This window comes from Ligilactobacillus faecis (genome assembly GCF_029889745.1).
GTDB classification, from domain to species: domain Bacteria; phylum Bacillota; class Bacilli; order Lactobacillales; family Lactobacillaceae; genus Ligilactobacillus; species Ligilactobacillus faecis.
The window spans coordinates 237,786-260,483 of sequence record NZ_CP123639.1; the positions used below are offsets into that span (position 1 = coordinate 237,786).

At 38.8% G+C, this 22,698-nt stretch carries 20 protein-coding genes; 7 read left to right on the top strand and 13 right to left on the bottom strand.

What is annotated here, in order from left to right:
* Positions 1 to 55 precede the first annotated feature (55 nt).
* Together rlmD and tnpA are read right to left on the bottom strand one after the other, a co-directional pair.
* Positions 56 to 1,444, bottom strand: a complete 1,389-nt coding sequence (rlmD, locus tag QFX10_RS01230; RefSeq protein WP_280606435.1) for a 23S rRNA (uracil(1939)-C(5))-methyltransferase RlmD — start codon at positions 1,442 to 1,444, stop codon at positions 56 to 58.
* A gap of 611 nt (positions 1,445 to 2,055) precedes the next feature.
* Positions 2,056 to 2,505, bottom strand: a complete 450-nt coding sequence (tnpA, locus tag QFX10_RS01235) for an IS200/IS605 family transposase (protein ID WP_280606436.1) — start codon at positions 2,503 to 2,505, stop codon at positions 2,056 to 2,058.
* A gap of 74 nt (positions 2,506 to 2,579) precedes the next feature.
* On the opposite strand from tnpA, the gene QFX10_RS01240 reads away from it, so the two are divergent.
* Both QFX10_RS01240 and recX read left to right on the top strand, forming a co-directional pair.
* A complete protein-coding gene (locus QFX10_RS01240; protein WP_280606437.1) occupies positions 2,580 to 3,830 on the top strand; it encodes an RNA-guided endonuclease InsQ/TnpB family protein in 1,251 nt (416 codons plus the stop codon).
* Positions 3,831 to 4,039: 209 nt separating this feature from the next.
* Positions 4,040 to 4,840 (top strand): recombination regulator RecX, encoded by an 801-nt coding sequence (gene recX, locus QFX10_RS01245; protein ID WP_280606438.1) that lies wholly within the window; start codon positions 4,040 to 4,042, stop codon positions 4,838 to 4,840.
* Between the two features lie 29 nt (positions 4,841 to 4,869).
* Here recX and QFX10_RS01250 read toward each other — a convergent pair whose 3' ends face one another.
* The 4 genes from QFX10_RS01250 to map all read right to left on the bottom strand — a co-directional run bounded on the left by QFX10_RS01250 (position 4,870) and on the right by map (position 8,286).
* Positions 4,870 to 5,796, bottom strand: a complete 927-nt coding sequence (locus tag QFX10_RS01250) for a YihY/virulence factor BrkB family protein (RefSeq protein ID WP_280606439.1) — start codon at positions 5,794 to 5,796, stop codon at positions 4,870 to 4,872.
* Between the two features lie 10 nt (positions 5,797 to 5,806).
* Positions 5,807 to 6,451 carry a LysM peptidoglycan-binding domain-containing protein gene (locus tag QFX10_RS01255; protein ID WP_280606440.1) on the bottom strand — a complete coding sequence of 215 codons (645 nt, stop codon included), beginning with the start codon at positions 6,449 to 6,451 and terminating at the stop codon, positions 5,807 to 5,809.
* Positions 6,452 to 6,518: 67 nt separating this feature from the next.
* Complete coding sequence (gene galU, locus QFX10_RS01260) at positions 6,519 to 7,391, bottom strand: UTP--glucose-1-phosphate uridylyltransferase GalU (RefSeq protein WP_280606441.1); 873 nt, start codon at positions 7,389 to 7,391, stop codon at positions 6,519 to 6,521.
* A 100-nt stretch (positions 7,392 to 7,491) separates the two neighbouring features.
* Complete coding sequence (gene map / locus QFX10_RS01265; protein ID WP_280606442.1) at positions 7,492 to 8,286, bottom strand: type I methionyl aminopeptidase; 795 nt, start codon at positions 8,284 to 8,286, stop codon at positions 7,492 to 7,494.
* 241 nt (positions 8,287 to 8,527) lie between these two features.
* Here map and QFX10_RS01270 point away from each other — a divergent pair, with 241 nt between their 5' ends.
* Positions 8,528 to 8,980 carry a flavodoxin gene (locus QFX10_RS01270; protein WP_280606443.1) on the top strand — a complete coding sequence of 151 codons (453 nt, stop codon included), beginning with the start codon at positions 8,528 to 8,530 and terminating at the stop codon, positions 8,978 to 8,980.
* Positions 8,981 to 9,034: 54 nt separating this feature from the next.
* Complete coding sequence (locus tag QFX10_RS01275; protein ID WP_280606444.1) at positions 9,035 to 11,905, top strand: YfhO family protein; 2,871 nt, start codon at positions 9,035 to 9,037, stop codon at positions 11,903 to 11,905.
* A gap of 160 nt (positions 11,906 to 12,065) precedes the next feature.
* Here the strand turns inward: QFX10_RS01275 and QFX10_RS01280 are convergent, their stop codons facing one another.
* Together QFX10_RS01280 and wecB are read right to left on the bottom strand one after the other, a co-directional pair.
* A complete protein-coding gene (locus QFX10_RS01280; protein ID WP_280605492.1) occupies positions 12,066 to 13,373 on the bottom strand; it encodes an IS4 family transposase in 1,308 nt (435 codons plus the stop codon).
* A gap of 136 nt (positions 13,374 to 13,509) precedes the next feature.
* Entirely contained in the window at positions 13,510 to 14,652 is a 1,143-nt protein-coding gene (wecB, locus tag QFX10_RS01285) for a non-hydrolyzing UDP-N-acetylglucosamine 2-epimerase (RefSeq protein ID WP_280606445.1), read from the bottom strand.
* Between the two features lie 203 nt (positions 14,653 to 14,855).
* Here wecB and QFX10_RS01290 point away from each other — a divergent pair, with 203 nt between their 5' ends.
* Positions 14,856 to 16,094, top strand: coding sequence for an aminopeptidase (locus QFX10_RS01290; RefSeq protein WP_280606446.1), 1,239 nt, complete (start codon positions 14,856 to 14,858; stop codon positions 16,092 to 16,094).
* Between the two features lie 45 nt (positions 16,095 to 16,139).
* On the opposite strand, the gene QFX10_RS01295 is transcribed toward QFX10_RS01290, so the two are convergent.
* From QFX10_RS01295 to gdhA, 5 genes are all read right to left on the bottom strand, one after another.
* The gene (locus QFX10_RS01295) at positions 16,140 to 16,373 is read right to left on the bottom strand and encodes a cytochrome b5 domain-containing protein (protein ID WP_280606447.1); all 234 of its coding nucleotides are present in this window, start codon (positions 16,371 to 16,373) and stop codon (positions 16,140 to 16,142) included.
* A 271-nt stretch (positions 16,374 to 16,644) separates the two neighbouring features.
* The gene (locus tag QFX10_RS01300; RefSeq protein ID WP_280606448.1) at positions 16,645 to 16,827 is read right to left on the bottom strand and encodes a hypothetical protein; all 183 of its coding nucleotides are present in this window, start codon (positions 16,825 to 16,827) and stop codon (positions 16,645 to 16,647) included.
* Positions 16,828 to 17,549: 722 nt separating this feature from the next.
* Positions 17,550 to 18,311 (bottom strand): aggregation-promoting factor, encoded by a 762-nt coding sequence (apf, locus tag QFX10_RS01305; RefSeq protein WP_280606449.1) that lies wholly within the window; start codon positions 18,309 to 18,311, stop codon positions 17,550 to 17,552.
* A 499-nt stretch (positions 18,312 to 18,810) separates the two neighbouring features.
* Positions 18,811 to 19,512 carry a TVP38/TMEM64 family protein gene (locus tag QFX10_RS01310; RefSeq protein ID WP_280606450.1) on the bottom strand — a complete coding sequence of 234 codons (702 nt, stop codon included), beginning with the start codon at positions 19,510 to 19,512 and terminating at the stop codon, positions 18,811 to 18,813.
* A gap of 127 nt (positions 19,513 to 19,639) precedes the next feature.
* Positions 19,640 to 20,974 carry an NADP-specific glutamate dehydrogenase gene (gene gdhA / locus QFX10_RS01315; RefSeq protein ID WP_280606451.1) on the bottom strand — a complete coding sequence of 445 codons (1,335 nt, stop codon included), beginning with the start codon at positions 20,972 to 20,974 and terminating at the stop codon, positions 19,640 to 19,642.
* A 299-nt stretch (positions 20,975 to 21,273) separates the two neighbouring features.
* Here gdhA and mscL point away from each other — a divergent pair, with 299 nt between their 5' ends.
* Both mscL and QFX10_RS01325 read left to right on the top strand, forming a co-directional pair.
* Positions 21,274 to 21,645, top strand: a complete 372-nt coding sequence (mscL, locus tag QFX10_RS01320) for a large-conductance mechanosensitive channel protein MscL (protein ID WP_280606452.1) — start codon at positions 21,274 to 21,276, stop codon at positions 21,643 to 21,645.
* A gap of 162 nt (positions 21,646 to 21,807) precedes the next feature.
* Positions 21,808 to 22,647, top strand: coding sequence for a YitT family protein (locus QFX10_RS01325; RefSeq protein ID WP_280606453.1), 840 nt, complete (start codon positions 21,808 to 21,810; stop codon positions 22,645 to 22,647).
* Positions 22,648 to 22,698: the final 51 nt, after the last annotated feature.

The following is a 22,698-nucleotide window of genomic DNA, read 5'->3' on the forward strand; positions in this document are numbered from 1 at the left end:
ATTTTAATTATACCAAAGATTTAGCTTATTGCCTATGCTATCTCACTGGAACATCTTACCGGCGTTTAACTAATTTAACAACACACTCGACCCGTGCAGTCTGCGGAAACATATCAACAGAACGAATATATTCAACATCGTATACTTTAGTCAAATCAACTAGATCACGTGCTAAAGTTGAAGGATTACACGAGACATAGACGAATTTAGCTGGTGCATAGTACAAGATCGTTTGGATCAATTTTTTATCCAGACCAGTTCGAGGTGGATCAACGACTAAAGCATCAAAACTAAATCCTTCTGCGATCCACTTTGGCAAAATATCTTCTGCTTGTCCGACTTCATAACGCGTCTTAGGTAAGCCATATTTTTGTGCATTTTTTTGTGCATCTGCGACCGCTTCAGAAATAACATCCATCCCTCGTACTTCTTTTGCATTTTGCCCAACATAAGCGCCGATCGTTCCTACACCGCAATAAGCGTCGACAAGTGTTTCATTTGCTGTTAGATCCAAAGCTTTTTTGACTTCATCGTATAAGACTTTCGTTTGTGGCGGATTCATTTGAAAGAATGCCCGAGCCGAAAGTTCAAAGGAGAGCGGTCCTAAAGTTTCAGTGATCGTTTCTTGGCCAGCAAGTAAAAATGTCTCTTCTCCCCAGATCAGTGAAGTTTTCTTTGGGTTGATATTTTGCATAACTGAGATCACTTCAGGCAAAAGCTGTTTTAGATCAGTTAAAAAACCGTTTTTTTGTGGAAATTTCTTACTAGTCGTCACTAAAACAAGTTGAGCTTTACCTGTAGCAAACGATTCACGTACAACTAAAGTTCGCACAAGACCAGTGTGCTTTTGTTCATCATAGATCGAAATATGCCATTTTTCTAATAAGCTCAAAACTTGACGAATGATCTTTAACGTCAAAGGACGTTGGGTCTCAAAAGTCGGTAGATCAACGAGTTGGTGACTATTAGCTTTATAAAGACCTGCGATCAGACCGGTTTTAGTTTGCCGCACTTGAAACTGTGCTTTATTTCGATAATGATACGGTTCTTTCATTCCTAAAGTTTCTAAGATAGGATAAGTTTGATAGCCTTTAGGTCGAAATTTTGCTAATGCTTGTGCAATAACATCTTGCTTAAACTTCAATTGTTCTGGATAAGCGAGATGCTCAAGTTCGATCCCTCCGACATCATATTTATCGACAGGTTCTACACGATCAGGGCTTTTCTTCTTGATCTTTAACAGACGCGCTTCGAGATATTTGGGTCGCGCCTGAACGATCTGCGCTAAAACGACTTCACCTGGAAGTGCCTTAGGAATAAAAACGATCTTTTTTTTATAATATCCGATCCCTTCTCCATTGATACCTAAACGTTTGATCGTCACAACAAATTTTTGTCCTTTTTTCAAAATAACTCCAGGTGCTTGTTTTTTTGTTTGTACCAAAACTTTTTTCCTTTCTTTGAAAGCATATAATAGTTCAAACCACTTGGTCTGATCCATAATATAAATAAAGACGGCCTAGCTTGATCGTAAAGATCATTTCATCTAAGCTAGAATAACGCTTATCATTATTTCTGACCGTTATTTTCATTTTCTGCCTCTTTTAAAGCTTTTTTGATCTTCTTTCTTCTACTTGCGTACCTTCGGGCAACAAGCTAATGCTCTCTTAAAAAATTTATGGTTGTTCTGTTTTTTATTGATCGATCCTGCTAATATAATGACCTCAATATGATATTAGCAAATAGATGTCTAAATAACTCAAGACCAACGCTCCTTTTTTGATATTTGACATCAATTCCAAAAACGCGTAATTCAAAAGAAAGATCACGAGTTTTTGCTTTATTTAACATCTTAAATACAAAATTTTGCCCGAGCATATCGCCCAGAAGGTAACTTTGTAACTTTTAAAATGCCATCTTTTCGCTACCTTAACAAAGTGGAGCGACTGCTTTATAATAACTGTATTACTTCATTTGTGCTTATAATATGTTTTGATATAAAATAGCGATTTTAATGAGATTCAGCCGGAAATCCCGTGACTTTAGTCATGGGAATCAAGCTCCGTAAGGAGCTTTTTTCATCTCATTGTATTTTTGATCGTTTATATATTTCTCAACTACTTCTTTACTCATATTACCTAATGTGCTCATGTAGTAACTAGGCGACCATAAATGACCACCCCAGTATCGGGACTGCCGAATTTCCGGGTGTCGACGTAAGAAAATAAAGGCACTTCTGCCTTTGAGCGCTTTGATGGCGCTAGTCGGTGCCTTGCTAGGCGGAAAGCTAATTAAGACATGAACATGGTCAGGCATAACTTCCATTTTCTCGATTAAGATTTCGTTATCCTCGGCTACTTGCCATAGGATATCCTTCATTTCGTTTGATAACTCATCAGTAGTAAAAGTTTTATGACGATATTTAGTAACCCAAATTAGATGGAAATGGAAGTTATAGATATATCGTCTGGTATATACTGCGTCTTTGATTTTATCTTTACTCATTTTATTTACCCCTATATTTATTATCATTGACATATGATACAATATCATTATATCAATTAAGGAGGTGAAATTAAATGAAGTCAATGGCAAAAATGCAATATCATTATGGCCTGAAAATGCGTTGCTACCCTAGTGACCAACAAAAGCAGTTGATTAAAATTAACAGTGACGCTAGTCGCTTTATCTATAACGAAATGGTTGCGATCGGTAAGGAACTGATGCAACTTCGCAGAGTTAAGTTATCGATTGACACAGTCCAGGAGCGTATTAAGCAACTAACTATGCGTCAAAACGCTAAACAAATGTCTAATCACTATCAATTTTTAGAAGATAAACGAATTGACAGTTTGGCGAAAGCTAATGCCATTCAGAACTACCGAAAAGCTTGGAATGCTTTTCGGAAGATTCACACTGCTGGTGTTCCTAAATTTCATCGAAAGAGTTATCGCTGGCGTTATCAAACCAATTGTCAATACCCAGGGCAAAAGACTGCGTTGCTAACTAACGGTACAGTATGTTTTCTAGATAATAGCCATATCAAAGTACCTAAAATAGGATTGTTACGTGTTGCCGGTTCCCAAGCACGTCTCTTGAGGAGAATGTGTGAGACTAGAATTGGTACTGTGACATTGACTAAAGATCCAGCGGATCACTTCTTTCTATCAATGCAACTAGCTTCAGATGAACCTTTTGTTAAAGTGTCCAAGGCTAATCACGGACATATTGGAATTGATCTTAATACTGATAATTTCTTAACCGATAATGAAGGTAACACAGTTCCTAATCCACGATATTATCGCACTATTAAAGGTAAATTAGCTAAAGAACAGCGTATTCTATCTAGACGACAACGGCGTGTCAAAAAAGAACATCGTTCTTTACGCGATAGTAAAAATTATCAAAAGCAACGCTTGTTAGTTGCTAAACTCCATGCCAAAGTAATGAACCAAAGACATAATTTTCTCCAACAAATCTCTACTGCACTAATCAAGAACCACGATTTAGTAGTAGCTGAGGAGTTGCGTAGTAAGAATATGCTCAAGAATCATGCTTTAGCGCTTAGTATTTCTGACGTTGGCTGGCGTTCCTTTCTCGGCATGTTGGCTTATAAAGCAGATCTATATGGTCGACAATTTATCACAATCAGCCCAAGAAATACTACACAAACATGTCACAATTGTGGCTTTGTGATGGGTACTAATGGCACGAACAAACTAACGTTAGCTGATCGAAAATGGACGTGTCCGAACTGTGGTATTCATCATATTCGTGATTGGAATGCAGCTAAAAATATTCTGGATAAGGGAATTGCTAAATTATCCTAGCTTATCTGTCCCTATGGCAACCTGGGGACATAAAAGGCGTTGGTAATTAGACGACCGCTACTTGATTGCAACCTTGGTTGGTCAAGCAAGTTGTCCCTATCTACGCAAATTGTGGTCTGAAATCCACGAGGATTTTCGGCTCACAAGCCATTGACTTTAGTCAGTGGTGGTTGACTTAACTATACCATATCCAAGGAAGGAAAGATCATATGCCTAAAAAAATAACTTCGATCGCTGTGCAAAAAAAAGCCGGACGTTTTAATGTCTTTTTAGACGGGCATTACGCCTTTCCAGTCAGTGAAAATACTTTGATCAAATACCGCCTTGCCAAAGGAATGGAAATTTCTGATAATTTGATCGAAGTTTTAAAAAAAGAAGATCAGTATCAAAAGGCTTATAGTAAAGCCTTAGATCACTTGAGTTATCAACTACGAACAGTCAAAGAGATGAAAACATATTTAAAAAAACTCGCTATTCCTGAACATGATATAACACGGGTCATTATCACTTTGACAGAGGCTAAATATTTAGATGACCTCAACTATGCTAAAAGCTACGTCCGAACTAGCGCAAAAACGACAGATAAAGGACCAGTCGTGATCACTCAAAAACTTAGACAAAAAGGAGTCGCCTCTGATTTGATCGAAGAGGCTCTACTCGAATTTGATTTTGAGCAACAAGTCACAAATGCACTTAAAGTGGCACAAAAAACAGTTGCTAAAAACCATAAGCTTTCTTTTCAAGCTTTAAAAAATAAGCTTTATCAGACTTTGTTAGCAAAAGGTTTTCCAAATCAAGTCATCGACGGCGCACTAGCCGAGCTTGAGCTCGAATTAGACGAAGAAGCTGAATGGGATACATTAGTCGCCCAAGGTGACAAACTCTGGCCCCGTTACCGCCGTTTAGCTGAGCCAAAGCGTTCCTTAAAATTCAAGCAGGCTCTCTACCGTAAAGGTTTTTCGTTGAGTTTGATCGATGAATATTTAGCTACACTAGAATTTGAAGAGTAAAAAAAAGTTGCGTTCAGAGCGCAACTTTTTTATTTCTTTTTAAAAACACGCTTGACCTGCTTTTTAACGGCAGTGTCTGTAAAATGATCCAACGCTCCTTTGGCTTTGACTCTACCACCATATAATTCTTCAAGGGAAGCATTGATCACGACTCCAAGCATGATCACATAAGCACTGTAATTTAACCACAGCAATAAAACAATAAAAGTCCCAAGCGTCCCATAACTTAAAAAAGAGCGCGCAAAATAACGAACGTAGATACTAAAGACTTGCGTCAACATCATCCAGCCTAATGTTGCTACGACTGCCCCAGGCCAAATATATTTTAGATGAACTTTGGCATTAGGCACTAAAAAATATAAAATAATAAAGATCAAAAAAAGTCCTAACACTGTCGTTGGCCATTTTAACTGGCTAAATGTCGTCAACCAGTCTGCTGGTAACTCAAATAGTGGTGTAAGATGTTCTAAAACAAGCTGACCAAAACTATAGATCACAAAGAAAATGATCAACATGACTCCGATAAAGATCATGATCAAAAATGATAAGATCCGTTGTGTGACTACACCTTGATCTTTCCCGACATCATACGCTTGATTAAAAGCTTGTTTCAAAGCATTGATCCCCCGACTTGTTGCCCATAATGTCACAAGCCCACTGATCGAAGCAACACTTCCCGAAGCACCAGTTTGTAAAAATTTAGTGATCAGTGGCTCTAAAGTCGTGTAGATCGATCTGGGCATTGCCATTTCAAGATACGGAAGCACGGCATCAACTTCTAGGCGTAACAACGGGAGAATATTTCCAATAAAAATGACCATTGGAAAGATCGTCACTAGCGTATAATATGCGATCACGATCGCCGTACTACTAACGTTAGCCCGCTTAAAATTTTTTTGAAAAAGTTCGCTAAAACGTGCTAAACGTTTTTTAGTTGTTGCTAGGTCTAATTTCATCTACTTGGACCTATTCATCTGTATCAGATCGAGAAGCTTGCGAACCTACCGTTTGCTCAGTTTGAGAGGTCGGCGTACTTTCTTCCTCTGCCCCAGTTTCATCTTGATCGCTATAAGACGAGTCAGTCGCCACAGAACTTTGTGAGGTAGTAGCGGCCCCTGTATTGGAGCTATCAGTTTCTGCTGGTCTTTCTCCATTGTCTGGAATTTTTAATACTTCGCCAGCAGCCACGCGTCCATTAGCAGGAAGATCATTTATTTGGATCAGATCTTGAACACTCACCCCATAGCGCATGGCGATCGCTGTCAAAGAATCACCAGAACGCACCGTATAGTTTACGTACTCTGTAGTTTTTTTACTTTCTTTCAAACTACTTGCTGAACTCTTTTTTTGACTAGACGGATCTTCTTTTTTTGAAGTTTGACTGCTTTGCTTTGCTGGACCATATTTTTTAGCAGCTAAGGCCTTTTGTTTTTCATACTCTTCTTTTTGATATTTAGCACTATCCCCAAATGTATTGATCACTCGACTTTTGATCGTTTCATTTTGCCAAGCAAGAGCACTCAGTAAACCTACACAAAACACGCCAAGTAAAATTTGTCCTCCTACTTTAAGTTTTTTGTGTTGTTTATGTTTTTGATGTCTTTTTGTCATGTGATCCCTTCCCTTCTTTTTTAAATAAAAAAGTTGGGGGCTTATGCTACCCCCAACTTCATGAGCTTTACTTGAGCGTTTTACCAAGTTCCTTGATATAAGCTTTCAATTCATCTTGAACTTCTGGATGACGGAGCCCAAATTGAATCGAAGTTTTAAGATAGCCAAACTTATAACCTACATCGTAACGTTGCCCTTTAAATTCATGAGCAAAGACACGTTGGATCTTATTCAAACGATCGATCGCATCTGTTAATTGGATCTCATTGCCAGCACCTGGCTTTTGTGTTTCAAGCATTGTGAAGATCTCTGGCGTCAAAAGGTAGCGTCCAATGATCGCTAAATCAGAAGGAGCCTTATCAACGTCTGGTTTTTCAACAAATTGCTTTACGTCATAAAGACCTGGTTTTGTCTCTAATGTTGGATCAATGACACCGTACTTGTTAACTTCTTCATGTGGCACTTTCATAACGGCTAACGTTGACGCATGTGTTTCGTCATAGCGATTCATCAATTGTTTTGTCAATGGAACTTTATCTTCCATGATATCATCGCCTAACATAACGACAAACGGTTCATTACCGACAAAGTCTTTTGCCATCAAAACAGCATCTCCTAAACCACGTGGATGCGATTGACGGATAAAATAAAGGTTGATATCTGTTGTCTGCTCAACTAAACGCAAAAGGTCTTTTTTACCTTTTTCTTTTAAATTTTGTTCGAGCTCTGGTACCGAATCAAAGTGATCTTCGATCGGACGTTTACCCTTTCCAGTAACAACTAAAATATCTTCGATCCCTGATTTCTTAGCTTCTTCAACAATGTATTGGATCGTTGGCTTATCAATGATCGGCAACATCTCTTTGGCTAAAGCTTTTGTTGCAGGTAAAAATCTTGTCCCTAACCCAGCGGCTGGAATAACTGCTTTTCTTACTTTCATTAAAGTGTACCTCTTTTAAAATTTAGATGTCTTAATAAAACACCCGAGTATTCTAAAAATATTATACCAGTATCAGTGATATTTACAAGTCCTATACCTATTAGTCCTTTTTATACAGATATTTAGCATCGATATCAGGATCTTGTGAGGTTAAGATCTTAGGACCATCTTTAGTGATCACGATCGTATGCTCATATTGGCACGATAAACTTCCATCTGCCGTACGTGCGACCCAGCCATTTGGATCACTCATATCAGCTTGCCAGCTACCAGCATTGACCATCGGTTCGATCGTGATCGTCATCCCTTCGCGCAAACGCACACCTTTACCAGCTTCACCAAAATGAGGGACATTAGGGCTCTCATGCATCGTTGGTCCGATCCCATGTCCGATAAATTCGCGCACATCACCATAACCATTTTCATCTTCGACGTATTTTTGGATCGCAGCTCCGATATCACCGATCCGATTTCCGACTTTAGCTTGCTCGATCCCTAGATAAAGTGCTTTTTTAGTCACTTCCATCAAACGTTCAACTTCGGGTGTCGCTTTACCAACAACATAACTCCAGCAAGAATCGCTCATTGCTCCATGATAGTTGACGACCGTATCGACTTTGACAAGATCGCCTTCTTTTAAGATCAAGTTCTTACGCGGAAAACCGTGGCAGATCTCGTCATTTACACTGACACAAGTTGCGTATTCATAACCTTCAAATCCGATCTGTTCAGCGATCGCATCATGTTCTTTAAAATACTTCCGCGCAAACTCTTCGATATCCCAGCTAGAGATCCCCGGTTTGATCAGGTCACGTAAGCCAACGTGCATCCCAGCTAAGATCGCACCGGATTTAGCCATTTCTTCTATTTCACGTGGTGATTTGATCGTTATCATAATATTTTTTGCCTAAAATGTGCCGTTTGGGAAAATTAGGCTTCCTTTCTAAAAACTTGATTTAACTGGATAAAACAGCGACTGGCGACACATTTACTTTCCCACAGTTAAAAATTACCTAACTCCTATATTATACAACAAGCTCACAATTTTTTCGTATTCATCTCACAAAGATTTTTGTTTGGCTAATATTTGGTATAATATTTGTGAATCTTTAATCTATGAAAGAAGGAACTATATTATGGCTACTGCTAAAATCGTTTTTGCTACGATCACAGGAAACAATGAGGACATTGCTGATATCATCGCCCAAGCGCTTGAAGAAAAAGGCTTGAGCGTCAGCGTTGAAGAGATCTCCCAAGCCGATCCAGCTGACTTTGAAGACGTCGATCTTTGTGTTGTTTGTCCTTATACTTATGATGAAGGCTCTCTTCCAGATGAAGGTCTTGATTTTTATGAGGAATTAGCTGAAGTCGATCTCAGTGGCAAAGTCTTTGGAGTCGCAGGTTCAGGTGATACTTTTTATGGGGAATATTTTGGTGTTGCAGTCGATAAATTTGCCACTGCCCTTGAAGCTGCTGGAGCAACTAAAGGCGCCCCCAACTTAAAGATCAATTTAGCCCCTGATAGTGAAGAAGACATCCAAGCGCTAGATGATTTTGCAGCAACATTAGCACAAGCAGTTATCGCTTAAATCAAGTTAATCTAACGAAAGGAATCGCCAGGACCTTCTGGCCAAACAAAGATCGTGGAATTTTCATTTACTAAAAAAAAGAACTCACACCTTTATTTGACATATTCGTTAGCTTTTCTCATCGTTGCCTTTTTTGTTTACGGCACGTATTTGATCACTGGTCATGCCTTGATCTGGCATCTTGATGGTGCAAATCAACATTTACCATTATTAGAAGAGTATCGGAGCTATCTACACGCTTTTTTTAAAGATCCAAGTACAATAAGTACATGGTCCTGGCACTTTGGGCTCGGGAGCGACGTTTTTCAAGTCTACTCTTATTACACGCTAGGTGACATCTTTATCTACCCGCTCTTACTCTTGCCAGCTAAAGCACTTGTCACAGGCTATCAGGTAATGATCGTTATTCGGTTGTATTGTGCAGGACTTGCTTTCTGCTACTTTGCCAATCATTTTGAGTTCGATCGTTTTACGATCACTGGCGGAGCATTAGTCTATCTTTTCAATGCTTTTTTGCTCTATTCAAATGTGGCACAACCGTTTTTTACAACACCATTCATTCTCTTTCCTTTGATCATTGTTGCACTTGAACGAACTTTACAACAAGGAAAGATCGGGCCACTGATCCTCGTTTTTAGTTGGATGTTGATCAGTAGTTTTTACTTTGCTTATATTTTAGGGATCGGCGCGATGCTTTATTTAGGTTTGCGCTTTGGTCTGACGTATCGTAAAAAGATCAAAACTTTAAAAGCTCGCATCCATCTTTTAAGTAAATTAGCCCTTGCCACGGTGATCAGCTTACTTTGTTCTAGTTTTCTCCTTGTTCCAGAGATCATCGCTGTCAAAAATTCAACTCGTTCAGGTGGTGTCTTTGCTAACGGGTTAAACGTTTACCCACTCTATTATTACTTAGCTTTGCCAAGCCAGTTGATCAATGGAGCTAACCGTGACTTTTATTTTTGGAGTGCGCTTGGTTTTTCAAGTATCGTCTTTTTTGCGCTTATCTACATCATTTTGCATAAAAAGACGTATCGTCTGACCTTTTGGGCCTTATATCTTAGTTTTATCATGTTGCTCTTACCACAATTTGGAGCACTTATGAATGGGCTGATGGCCCCTTCGAACCGTTGGACATTACTCAGTTGCTTACCGATCGCTTTTGCAGTCTGTGTTTTGCTCAAAGATCTGCGATCACTTTCAGAAAAAACTTTGCGGATCTTTTCTTTTGCCCTCGTTGGCTATGTGACTTTTATCGGTCTGACCTATCTTTTCCAAAATGATGAAAAGCTCTTTGTCCCGATGATCTTTTTATTTGTCTTTTGGGCTCTACTTGGCAATGCGAATAAAAAAAAGACGCCCCAAAAGTTTCTTTTGAGTGCGATCTTATTAAATGTCTGTCTCAACGCGATCTATTTTGAAGCCCCCTTTAACGGAGGCTATGCTGCTGAGATGTTACCACTAAAAGCTTATGAAACTTTAAAAACTAAACGCTTTGCAGGATTGGAAAAAAATTTACCCGATCCTAAAGACGATTTTTATCGGATCTCTACGTTGAGCAAAAATTACAATTTAGGTTCAAACTATCACCTATATAACGTTTTGGGCTCCAAACTCTATTCGATCAATTCATATTATTCTTTACAAAATAAAGCACTTAGCGACTTTGCTAATGCTTATCAAAACGCACAATATGAAGCTAATATCCCCCTAGGACAATTATCAGATCGAACTATTTTGAATAACTTTTTAGGGGTCCGTTATTTATTTACTCAGATCAATCAACCTAATGCAACTAAACTTCCTTATGGCTATCAACTCGTGCAAACGACGCCAAAGATCAGTGACGCCAATGGTGACAGTTCAAAAGACCGTCAAACTAAACTTTATCAAACTAGATCAGCGTTTCCACTCGTTTATTTCCAAACTAAAGTGTTGCCAACGACTGAAGCCAAAAAACTTTCGGCTACAGAACAAGAGCGAGCTTTGCCTCTTGGAGTCGTTGTTTCACAAGCTGCTACTACTGGTTTAGCTAAAGTCGATCAAAAACAGTTGCGCTCTGAAGTGCAAGAGCTTCCTTACCAATTGATCTCGAGCCGTGGTAACGTCGTTTCACCAAATGAGCTAGATAAACAGGATTCAGAGCAAACGTATACGCTCGTTTTACAACTTCCAAAAGAACAAACTATCAGTGGTGAGTTGCAACTTGATCTCTCACATATCAAATATGCCCCGTATACTTTAAAAAAACAGCTTGCTTTAGAAGAACAGCAAAAGGTAAGTGATCTGACCCAAGGGCTATTGGAACAAAACAAACTTTTAACCAGTTATAAATATTTCCGCTACCACATTTTACAAGGGTCACCAGATAATAGTTTCTCCTTGAGCGTCAGTTCACCTTTAGGGAGTGAAAAGCTCTTTCAACCAAAACAAAATGCTCTCTCTTTTTATAAAGTCGTAACTGCAGGTACTTTAAATCTTGGTTACTTTGAAACGCTCCCGCAAACTTTGACGTTGACACCATCTAAGTTAGGTAACTACCATTTTGACTTAAAAGTTTACGTTCAAACTTTAGGTCCAACTTATGTAAAGCAAGTTAAAGAGCTACAAAAGCACGCTCTCCAACAAATCAAACTGACCCCAACTGGACTTTCAGGGCAGATCAAAGTCGACCAAGCTGGGATCTTAACATCTTCGATCCCCTATGCTAAAGGTTGGAGCGTTAAAGTAGACGGTAAAAAACGCCCTGTTTTGAAAACTAACCATGCTTTTGTCGGTGTACGTTTAACAAAGGGAAAACATCAGATCCGCTTTAGTTATACGATCCCAGGACTCAAGTTAGGAGCCTATCTTTCACTTAGTGGACTCATTTGTTTAGGCTTCTGTCTTATCTTTGAAAAATATTATTTCAAACGATCAGGCCAATAAAAAAGACTTCCCTTAGAGGCAATGTCATTAAGTTAAGCCTACAGTACTAAAGATTAGATATTGAAAAAGAGATCAGAAACATATTTTGTAGTTATCTGATCTCTTTTTATCACGACAAATAAGCTGATAGTTAATCAAATTTTTTTATCAGCACGTTCTTTTATGTTATTCTGTAGTTGAATCCTGATGCTTTTCTTCTGCTGGATGATCTTTTATAATGCCGACCATTCCTGATTGGAAGAATATTTTTAGAAATATAGGATTCTAACCGTTTTGGTGGGGATTTTCCTCTAATAAAAGATCTACACAGTCTCACAGCGACTGTAAAATTAACTTTATATTGATATGATCGAGCCTTTTCTTGGAGTGATACATGATCTATGATCATTTGGGTGAAATTGTACACTATAAGTTTAGCGTAGATCTCTTGAAGGATCCCCACTATTTTTTTAGCGTGAAAGTTCAATAATCCCAAGGTATGTTTCAATGTCCTGAATGCTGTTTCTATCCCCCAACGTAAATGGTAAAGCTTTTTTAGTTTCCAAGCTGGATATGAACTTTGATTTAGATTAGTTACTACAGTCACATCCTTGTCTTCGGATACAGAAAAACGTACTATTCTAAATTCAAGTGAATAAAATTCAGTTGGGTCAGCTTTCTTGGTTTTTTGTGATAAAAAATCGAAGGTCACATTGGCCGGTATAAATCTATAAGAATTACGTTCTCTAAATAATTCCTTAGTTTCTCTAGTTTGTTTACGTGTTAATTTTAGTGTGAAATGTTTATCGAATTGGCGTTCATCTGGAAGTGCTATTCCACTGATCACGCCATTGTTGTTTCGTACTCTGATCAAGAAAGACCAACCTTTTTCTTGGATGTGCGCTAAGGTATTATAAGATTCATATCCTCTATCGCCAATAATGAGCGCCTTAGGGATTTTAGAACGAGCGATCATTTTATTCAAGGCATTGCGCTCATTATCCATACCTTTTTGGACGATCACATCTGTATAAATTTGTTTGTCTAAGTCAAAGAGTGCGTTAAGGTGAAGTAAATTATAAGCTTTGCGACCATTTGGAGATGGAAAATAAGAGCTTTTATCAGTTGGATCAGTTGGGATATGAATACTAGAGCCATCGATAGCTAGGATCCTGATTTGACTTTGAGTGTTTTGTGATAATCGATCGGAAAACAGATGGAAGAATTTTTTAAACGCCTCAGCTTTTACTTTATATCTTTGTTGTGTAAAAGCTGAAACAGTGAGTTCCGGTATACCTCCTGTTAGTTGTGATAATTCACTTAGAATAGTCCCGCCACCCATTGATAGAATATAAAGTAGCGTGTCTTTAAAAACAAGTTTTCTCTGACGTATAAAATCACGTTTGGGATCGACAACATATTTTTCTTTTTCTTGGTCGATCGAGTCAAGGGTAGTTAAAAATAACTTTTTCAGTTGTGCTATATTCATAATGCTCACCTCCGTACATTAATAATCTCTATTAACGTCATAGATGTCAAAAAAGAGAGCTTGTATCAAATTTCTAAATTGAAATTTGATACAAGCTCTCTTAACTTAATGACATTGCCCTTAGAGGAAGCCTTTTTTATTTTAGATCACTAGGACGAGCAGTGCGTTTGCCAAAATAATACTCGATCGCTGCGATGATCCGTTGACTAGCTTTTCCATCTCCATAAGGATTTTTAGCTGTCGCCATCGCTTGGTAAAGCTCTTTATCTTCGAGTAAAGCTAACATCTCTTTTTTTACGATAGCTTGTTTAGTACCAACTAATTTCAAAGTCCCAGCTTGAAGCCCTTCTGGTCGTTCTGTCGTATCTCTTAAAACTAAGACTGGCTTGCCTAAAGATGGTGCTTCTTCTTGAACACCACCTGAATCACTCATAATAAAATAGCTTCGGGCTGCTAAATTATGAAAATCAACGACATCGAGCGGATCGATCAAATGAACTCGTTTGATCCCATCTAAAACTTCATGTGCGATTTTTTGGACAGTCGGGCTCAAATGAACTGGATAAACGATCTCAACGTCAGAATGCGTCAAAACAACATCACGTAAAGCTAAAAAAACTTCGCGCATTGGTGCGCCTTGATTTTCTCGGCGATGCATCGTCACTAAAATAAGCTTTTGCTCAGGCGCGATCTGCTCCAAGATCGCATGTTGATAATCGTCAGTTACCGTCTGTTTTAAAGCATCGATCGCTGTATTTCCTGTCACATAGATCTTCTCTTGTGGATGGTTTTCTGCCAAAAGATTTTTTTTACTTTGCTCTGTTGGTGCAAAGTAAAGATCGGTCAAGACATCGGTCATCTGACGATTCATCTCTTCTGGATAAGGGGAATACTTATTCCAAGTTCGCAAACCAGCTTCAACGTGACCGATCGCGATCTGATTATAAAAAGCAGCTAAACTAGCAGCAAACGTTGTAGTCGTATCGCCATGGACCAAGATGATATCTGGTCTTTCTTTTTTGATGACTTGATCTAATTTATCCAAAACATTTGCGGTGATCTCAGTGATCGACTGATCCTTTTTCATGATATCTAGATCATAGTCAGGTGTGATCTTAAAGATCGCTAAAGCTTGATCTAACATCTCACGGTGTTGGGCCGTTACAGTCACGATCGTTTCAAATTCAGCCTGTCTTTTTTGTAGTTCTAAAATAAGTGGTGCCATCTTGATCGCTTCTGGTCGCGTTCCAAAAACAGTCATTACTTTGATTTTTTGCATGAGAATCTCAATATCGCCTACAGACGATACTTTTTCCTTTCTAAAGATCAATTTAGGTCTATTATAACAAACTTCCGATCTTATGCTATGATAGTACAAGAAAAGTTTACCTCGATCCAACTTCGAGCTAGTGGTAAAGCAAACCTTTAGAAGGGGGGGCTATGTGTCTGGATCACATTTAGCTCACACATAGCATCAAAAATATGACTCTACCAAATTTCGAAGAAAAATTAGCCCGCTATGCGCATTTGATCGTTAAAATGGGTGTCAATATCCAACCTGGACAAACTGCCATTTTATACATCTCAGTGACCCAACAGAAATTAGCCCATCTGATCGTTGCTGAAGCTTACGCTGCTGGTGCTAGCGAAGTGCTCGTCAAATGGAACGATGAGTATTTGACACGCCAATTTTTACAGCATGCACCTCTTAAACGTTTAGAAACAACACCGAAGTATCAAATTGCCGAAGCTGATTATATCGTTGCTAAAAAAGCAGCCCGGATCTCCGTTATCTCTGAAGATCCAGATGCCTTAAATGGACTTTTACCTGAAAGGATCGCTACTTACCAAAGTAGCCGTGGCAAGGCTTTACAACAAGTTCGCCAAGCTACGCAAAATAACGACTTGACTTGGACAGTCGTTGCTGCAGCCGACGAAGCATGGGCCAAAAAAGTCTTTCCTGAGCTTGCTCCTCAAAAAGCAGTTGACCGTCTCTGGGAAGAGATCTTTAAAACATGTCGGATCGACACAAAAGATCCTCTGAGCGCTTGGCAAGAACATGAGCAAGCCCTCCAAAAAAGAGCAGCTTGGCTCAATCAAGAGCAATTTGTCGCTTTACACTACACTTCGCCTAAAACAGATCTTATAGTTGGCCTTCCTAAAGATCATCATTGGGAAGCTGCTGGAAGTGTTAGCCAAGAAAAAATCAAATTTTTAGCTAACATGCCTACTGAAGAAGTTTTTACCGCAGCTGATAGCCGCCATATCGATGGTTATGTCACTTCGACTAAACCATTGAGTTATGCAGGCCATATTTTGGAAGATATTCGCTTTACTTTTAAAGATGGCCAAGTCGTTGATGTCCAAGCAAAAGACCATGTCGAGATCTTAGAGCACCTTTTAGAAACTGATGCCGGCGCGCGTTCTTTGGGCGAAGTTGCGCTTGTCCCCGATCCTTCACCGATCTCACGCTCAAAGATCATATTTTACAATACACTCTTTGACGAAAATGCAAGCAATCACTTTGCTTTAGGCTCAGCCTATCCATTTAGTATCCAAGGTGGAACAGATATGACACCAGACGAACTACGCAAACATGGGCTAAACATCAGCCAGACGCACGTTGACTTTATGGTCGGCTCAAACACAATGAACATCGATGGGATCAAAGCTGACGGCACTAAGATCCCTGTCTTTCGGCAAGGTGATTGGGCAAATTGATCTATAAAAAAGGAGCTCGCGCTAGTGAGCTCCTTTTTTTATAGATCAGTCGATCAATTTTCCTACTTTAGTTAACTTTGCTAAAACACTTTTCTCGTGGGGAGCATGCTTGATCGCTTCACTTAGATCTTGCCCGGCATGATTACCATGGTGGGTCCCGTCTTTCCAAGCTGAGATATTGGTGACATCATAAACGATCCCATCAACTGCTACATAAGCTGGCCGACCATCACGACCATCAAACTTAGCTAAACTTTTTCGATCAAATTCTTTTTCCATCGCTCTTTTTGCTATATAAAATGTGAATCAAGCTACTTTGAAAACTCTGTGAGGAAGAAATATAGCGTTCCTTTCTTAGTTTTAAACATATTCTAAGCTCAGTTGCTCAAACGCTCAACTTTTGAGCTAGCACTCCTACTTTAGACGCTTTGCTTCACATTTTATCTTTCTCACAAGTGCTAGAGTATGAGTCAGTACGGTCAACTAATATAATGTTGATCCCCTCTTTACCCTACCACAGTTTAAAACAACCACCAAACCTTTTGATCTTTCACCCTAAAAGTACGACCCGCACTAAGAGATAGCTCCCTACAAACAAGCAAAAGATCCCAATGATCATTAAGATGAGCTTCATTATAAAAGAACTGCGCTCACGCATATTATAAGCACTGATGATCATCAATAATCCAAATAAACAAAGTAACAAAATGATCAAAATCGTTGAGAGCCGCATCTTGATCCCGGCTACATAAAATATGGGATTATGTAGAACAAAATGTCTAAGCCCCACATAATCAGAAAGAAATATAGCTTTTCCTTTCCTAGTTTTATTTACTACCGTCAACGCTAAGGTTCCCATATTCTAATAAGCGGGAAATGTGACATTGACTAGCTCTGTTAGTTTAGGGTGTGACCACCCCGTCATATTTTCTGATTTAATAAAGCTAAAAGATCAGCTACTGCATTTTTATCTCGATCCGTGATCGCACCACACTTAGCATAACATTGCAGCTTTTTAGAAGTACATGTACCATTTGTATTTTCTTGACATCTAGATCTTCTATCACGTTATAACTTGACTCTCGGCTATTTTTCTTAATAACCCTTTATTCACAACACGTTTTCTAGCTGATTTTCTTTGGTAATCCTTGATACGTTTATAGAGTCGCTTCAAATTTAGCTTCATAACCTTAATGAATTAGCAGCACTGATCTTTTAGGATCATTCATGACATAAGTCCCACTCCATATTTTTTCTTTCTCATAGGTGTTATGCCATCAAAAAAGATATTATTCTATATTTCCATTGACCGTTGCTTCCTTCAGATCCACTAAAAAGTTTATCCATCAATGATTATAATACTTTAATTCACTTTTTTTCATTAAAATTCCTTTAATTACACAAAAAAAGAGAGCTACTTTCGCATCTCTCTTTTGACCGTTAACTGATTTAATTTTAGTACCAGCCCTTTTGTAACCAATGTTGCTTAGCATTTGACCATGAGCCATAGCGTGATGTTACGTAGTTGTTAGCAACACGTTCTTGGTTTTCAGCTGAGTAATCACCATTTAAATATGAAGCAGATAATTGATATTTACCAATGTATTGCCCGTTAGAAACTGTGTAAGAACCACCAGATTCTTTGTTAGCGATCCATGCACGTGCTTCATCTTCATCATTGCTCAAAGATGTTGTAGCTGAAGCATTTTGGGTAGCTGCTTGGGCTTGAACTGCTTGTTGCGCTTGAGCTTGCGCCACTTGTTGGGCTGCTTGAGCTTGGATCGCTGCTTGTTGCGCTGCTTGCGCTTGGGCTGCTGCTTGTTGGGCGGCTACTTGCGCTTGAGCTTGGGCTGCTTGTTGCGCTGCTGCTTGGGCTTGAGCTGCTGCTTGTTGTGCTGCTTGCGCTTGCGCTGCTTGTTGTGCTGCTACTTCTTGCGCAGATGGTTGTGCAACTGCTGTGGCTGTCGTTGCTACTGGTTGCGTTTGAGCTTCACCATTTTCGCCGACTTCGATCGTTTGCCCTGGGAAGATCAAGTTGATATTTTCTAAGTTGTTTAATTTTTGAAGAGCATCAACTGTTGTGTTGTGGCGAGCTGCAATGTGTGAAAGAGTATCACCTGCTGAAACTGTAACTGAATCAGCATTAGCTGCTGCTGCTGTTGCTGCTGAGAAACCTAAGACCGTCGCGGCTGACAATAAAACTTTATTTAACTTCATAAATAATATTCACTCCTGTAAATTTCTGTTCATTTTTCTTATCTAATTTAATTTCTTAATCTATTTTCAAGTAATACTTGCTTTAGCCCCTTGCGAGCTAACAATGAATAGTATACGGATGTAATGTGACATTGAAGTACCATTTATTTTACTCAAAATAGATTTTTTGTAATTTTTGTAACATAACGTAATATTTAGTAATATAACTCGGCTCAAGCATATTCTTTAGCAAACACTAAACGCGTTATATCGGAAAGCAGCACTCTTTCCTCTTTTATGACAAAAAAACAGTTTTTTTTCGCTTCTGCGCTGAAATTTTTCGCAAGAATTTCAAAAAAAAATTTTTTTCTAGAATAAAATAGCAAAAAAAGGTCATTTTCCGCATTTTTTACTCGTTTTTGTTACATTCATGAAATAGTGTAACACCCAAAAGAACAAGCGTTCGCTTAAGCTTTAAAAATAAAAATAACGTAATGGTCATTTGACCACTACGTTATTCTCACTTTTTTTCATGTCGATGTTTGCGGTAAAATTCGATCCCCGCTGCCCCTAAGACAACCACACATAAAATACTTACCCCTAAACGTACGACATTTCCATTAAAGATCGCTTCGCCTCCATAAGCATAAAGAAACGATGTTGGTATGACTCCAATGATGATACATAGTAGTTGCTTTTTAGAACTTATCTTCGATTTAGCACCAAAATAGTTAACTAAAGATGAGGGAATGATCGGGATCATATAGCCTAAGATCAAAGCCAGCATCTTATTTTTAAAATGCGCAAGTCGCTCAAATAAACGATTTGGTCGCTTATGTTTATGGTCTGGTTCACGCTCATCGCTAAATTTTCTAAAAAAGCCAGCAACTAGTGAATTGCCTAAAGTATTCCCCGTAATGTTGAGCAGTAATCCTAAAAATGGCCCAAAGCAAACACCATTAAAAATACAAATAACAGAACTCGAGAGGGCTGGTACCGCTGAAGTCAATGCTGTCAACAAGATCAAGAGAAGCGCATCTTTAGGACTTCTATCGCGGAAAGTTCGCATCAACAGTAACTTATCTTTATCTGGATCAAAAAATTGCATAAATTGTGCGGAATGCTCTAAAAAGAAAAGGTATAACAAAACGCTCACTAAAACGACACCAAGAATACTTGTTACATAGATCGCAGTTCTACGCCTTATTCGTAATTTTTTCATTTTTCCACCCCAATATCTTCGTTAATTTTAGTGTAACAATTAATTGGTCCTAGTGCTAGCTTGAGCTACAATAAAAAAAGGGCCAAAAAGATCTTGACCCTTTTTCTACCTATATATAGGTAAGTTTTTAATATACACCTTGTGCTTCCATCGCTTGTGCAACTTTTTTAAAGCCTGCAATATTTGCGCCTAACACAAAATCATCTGGCCGATCATACTCTAAAGCTGCTTCTTTAATATTATAGTAAATATTTTGCATGATCTGTTTCAATTCTTCATCAGTTTTTTCAAAACTCCAACTCAACCGCTCTGAATTTTGACTCATTTCAAGTGCTGAAACAGCTACTCCACCTGCATTGGCTGCCTTTCCAGGTACAAATAATACGCCTTGCTCTTGCAAGTATTTTGTCGCTTCCAGCGTTGTCGGCATATTAGCGCCTTCTGCAACGGCATAGACTCCATTTGCGACTAGTTGTTTAGCATCAGCTAAAGTCAATTCATTTTGCGTCGCACATGGAAGTGCAATGTCAGTTTTTACGCTCCAGACCCCACGCCCTTCATGATATGTAGCACTTGGTCGCTTAGCAACATATTCAGTCAAACGAGCGCGTTTGACTTCTTTTACTTCTTGTAATAATTCAACATCGATCCCCGCTTCATCATAGACCCAACCACTTGAATCTGAGCAAGTCACAACTTTGGCACCTAAAGCTTGAGCTTTTTTGATCGCATAGATCGCAACATTTCCTGCCCCTGAAACAGTGAGCGTTTTGCCTGCTAATGAACTGCCATGATCTTTGACTAATTCATCAACTAAATATAATAACCCATAACCAGTTGCTTCTGTCCGTACTAATGAGCCACCAAAAGCAAGTCCTTTACCAGTTAGCACACCTTCATACGTTCCTTTTAGGCGTTTGTATTGACCAAAAAGATATCCGATCTCACGCGCACCAGTACCGATATCACCAGCTGGAACATCGATATCAGCTCCGATATAGCGTGCTAATTCAGTCATGAAACTTTGACAAAATGCCATGATCTCACGATCCGAGCGTCCTTTTGGATCAAAATCACAGCCACCTTTTCCGCCCCCGATCGGTAGACCAGTCAAAGCATTTTTAAAGATCTGCTCAAAGCCTAAAAACTTGATGATACTTAAGTTAACTGAAGGATGCAACCGCAAACCACCTTTATAAGGTCCGATCGCATTATTGAATTGGACCCGATATGCGTTATTGACTTGCGTTTGCCCCTCATCATCGACCCATGCAACGCGGAAAAGCAACTGACGATCAGGTGTCGTCAAACGTTCTAACAAAGCTTCTTTACGATAATGGGCCTCATCTCGTTCGATAACAGGGCGCAATGATTCTAAAACCTCTGTGACCGCTTGTTTGAATTCTGCTTGTTCTGGATACTGCCGTTCGACACGTGTTAAAATTTCATCTACATATCCCATTTTGATCTACGACTATTAGCTTGATGTAAAACACTCATTAGCGTCTAAGCATCTAAAAAGTTCTAATAGCTTATCCTTTCTCTATATTTTCACCATGATCCACATCCGCTTCTCATTGGTAGTTAGTTTAATATTCTAATTTTACATTAATATAGTATCTAGATTCAAGTTTTGTGTCCTAGCAAATTTTATTATTATTGTTTTAAGACTATATTTGAACCTAAGTTGTCAAACTTGTGTTATTCATTTATTTTAGCTAAAATAAATACTATAAAAAAACATATAAGGAGGTGAGAATCATGTTAAAAGAATTTAAGGAATTTATTTCTCGCGGAAGCGTCCTCGATCTTGCAGTCGGTGTTATCATCGGTGGAGCATTTACCTCGATCGTAACTGCACTTGTTAAATATTTGATCAATCCATTTTTAGGACTTTTCCTTGGTAAGATCGATCTTTCTAATTTAAAATTCACGGTTGGTGAAGCAACTTTTAGGATCGGAAGCTTTTTGAATTCTGTGATCGAATTTTTGATCATTGCTTTTGTTGTCTTTTTGATCATCAAAGCAGTCAACTCTGTTTTACCTAAGAAAGAAAAAGAAGAAGAAGTCCCAGATGTTGAAGTCGAACTTTTGACTGAGATCCGTGACCTCTTAAAAGAAAAACGCTCGTAAATTCGTTTATTGAGCTTGATCACCATGGTCTTCTATGTGCTTTTCTCAAGTACTAGAAGATTTTTTTTTGAAAAAATCAAGTTCACTTTTTTACTTAGTTTACGGCAGACAGCACTCCTTGTTACACTATTAAGTAAGATAAACTTTACAGGGGGATAAAAAATGAAAAAACGACTCGTACAAACACCTTGGTTTTACTGGATCGTCTTCTTTGTAGCTTTAGAACTGATCGCGATCTCAGTCAATTATTTTTACGCACCGATCAATATTGCTGCTGGGGGAGCCACTGGGATCGCGATCTTAGTCGATGCTGCTTTTGGGATCGAACGTTCTTTGACAGTCTTGATCGTCAACCTACTCATGATCCTTTTAGCCTGGATCTTTTTAGACAAAAAAACCGTTAAAAATATTATCGTCGGTAGCTTTAGTTTACCACTTTTAATGTATCTTACACCGAGCCAAAAGATCATAACTGACGATCTTTTGGCAGTCATCGTGGGGGGCGCTGTTTTTGCTTTAGGAGTCGCTGCCCTATATCGGATCAATGCTTCTAGTGGCGGGACCACAGTGCCACCGATGATCTTTAAAAAATACTTTCATTTGAACCCAGCCTTTTCGCTTTTAGCGATCGATATGCTCGTAACGTTTTTTAATATTTTTGTTTCTGGTCTAAACGCTTTTTTCATGGCTTCCTTTTCGTTAGTCATTACTTCGCTTGTTATGCGCTATACCGAAGCTGGACTTGACCACAAATATCAAGTCCAAGTAATGAGTCAAACAAAATTACCTGAGATCAAACAAATGTTAGAGTCAGAAGATCACGCGATGACGATCTTTAATGTTCGTGGGGGCTACTCAGCTAATGAAAAAGAATTATTGATGGCAGTCATTGATAATCAAAGTTATGGTCCACTACTAGCAGCTGTTCACGATATCGATCCTGATGCTTTCATCATCGCTTCAAATGTCGTCAAAGTCCATGGCGGAACTTTTGGGATCTAACTTGCCAACTGCCTCTAATAGGCAGTTTTTATTTCAGCCTATGTTGACACA

Coding starts and splice junctions, on each gene's coding strand:
- tnpA (WP_280606436.1), bottom strand. CDS start 2,505: ATGAGTAAAGATAAAATCAAAGACGCAGTATATACCAGACGATATATC.
- QFX10_RS01240 (WP_280606437.1), top strand. CDS start 2,580: ATGAAGTCAATGGCAAAAATGCAATATCATTATGGCCTGAAAATGCGT.
- recX (WP_280606438.1), top strand. CDS start 4,040: ATGCCTAAAAAAATAACTTCGATCGCTGTGCAAAAAAAAGCCGGACGT.
- QFX10_RS01250 (WP_280606439.1), bottom strand. CDS start 5,796: ATGAAATTAGACCTAGCAACAACTAAAAAACGTTTAGCACGTTTTAGC.
- QFX10_RS01255 (WP_280606440.1), bottom strand. CDS start 6,451: ATGACAAAAAGACATCAAAAACATAAACAACACAAAAAACTTAAAGTA.
- galU (WP_280606441.1), bottom strand. CDS start 7,391: ATGAAAGTAAGAAAAGCAGTTATTCCAGCCGCTGGGTTAGGGACAAGA.
- map (WP_280606442.1), bottom strand. CDS start 8,286: ATGATAACGATCAAATCACCACGTGAAATAGAAGAAATGGCTAAATCC.
- QFX10_RS01270 (WP_280606443.1), top strand. CDS start 8,528: ATGGCTACTGCTAAAATCGTTTTTGCTACGATCACAGGAAACAATGAG.
- QFX10_RS01280 (WP_280605492.1), bottom strand. CDS start 13,373: ATGAATATAGCACAACTGAAAAAGTTATTTTTAACTACCCTTGACTCG.
- wecB (WP_280606445.1), bottom strand. CDS start 14,652: ATGCAAAAAATCAAAGTAATGACTGTTTTTGGAACGCGACCAGAAGCG.
- QFX10_RS01290 (WP_280606446.1), top strand. CDS start 14,856: ATGACTCTACCAAATTTCGAAGAAAAATTAGCCCGCTATGCGCATTTG.
- QFX10_RS01295 (WP_280606447.1), bottom strand. CDS start 16,373: ATGGAAAAAGAATTTGATCGAAAAAGTTTAGCTAAGTTTGATGGTCGT.
- QFX10_RS01300 (WP_280606448.1), bottom strand. CDS start 16,827: ATGCGGCTCTCAACGATTTTGATCATTTTGTTACTTTGTTTATTTGGA.
- apf (WP_280606449.1), bottom strand. CDS start 18,311: ATGAAGTTAAATAAAGTTTTATTGTCAGCCGCGACGGTCTTAGGTTTC.
- QFX10_RS01310 (WP_280606450.1), bottom strand. CDS start 19,512: ATGAAAAAATTACGAATAAGGCGTAGAACTGCGATCTATGTAACAAGT.
- gdhA (WP_280606451.1), bottom strand. CDS start 20,974: ATGGGATATGTAGATGAAATTTTAACACGTGTCGAACGGCAGTATCCA.
- mscL (WP_280606452.1), top strand. CDS start 21,274: ATGTTAAAAGAATTTAAGGAATTTATTTCTCGCGGAAGCGTCCTCGAT.
- QFX10_RS01325 (WP_280606453.1), top strand. CDS start 21,808: ATGAAAAAACGACTCGTACAAACACCTTGGTTTTACTGGATCGTCTTC.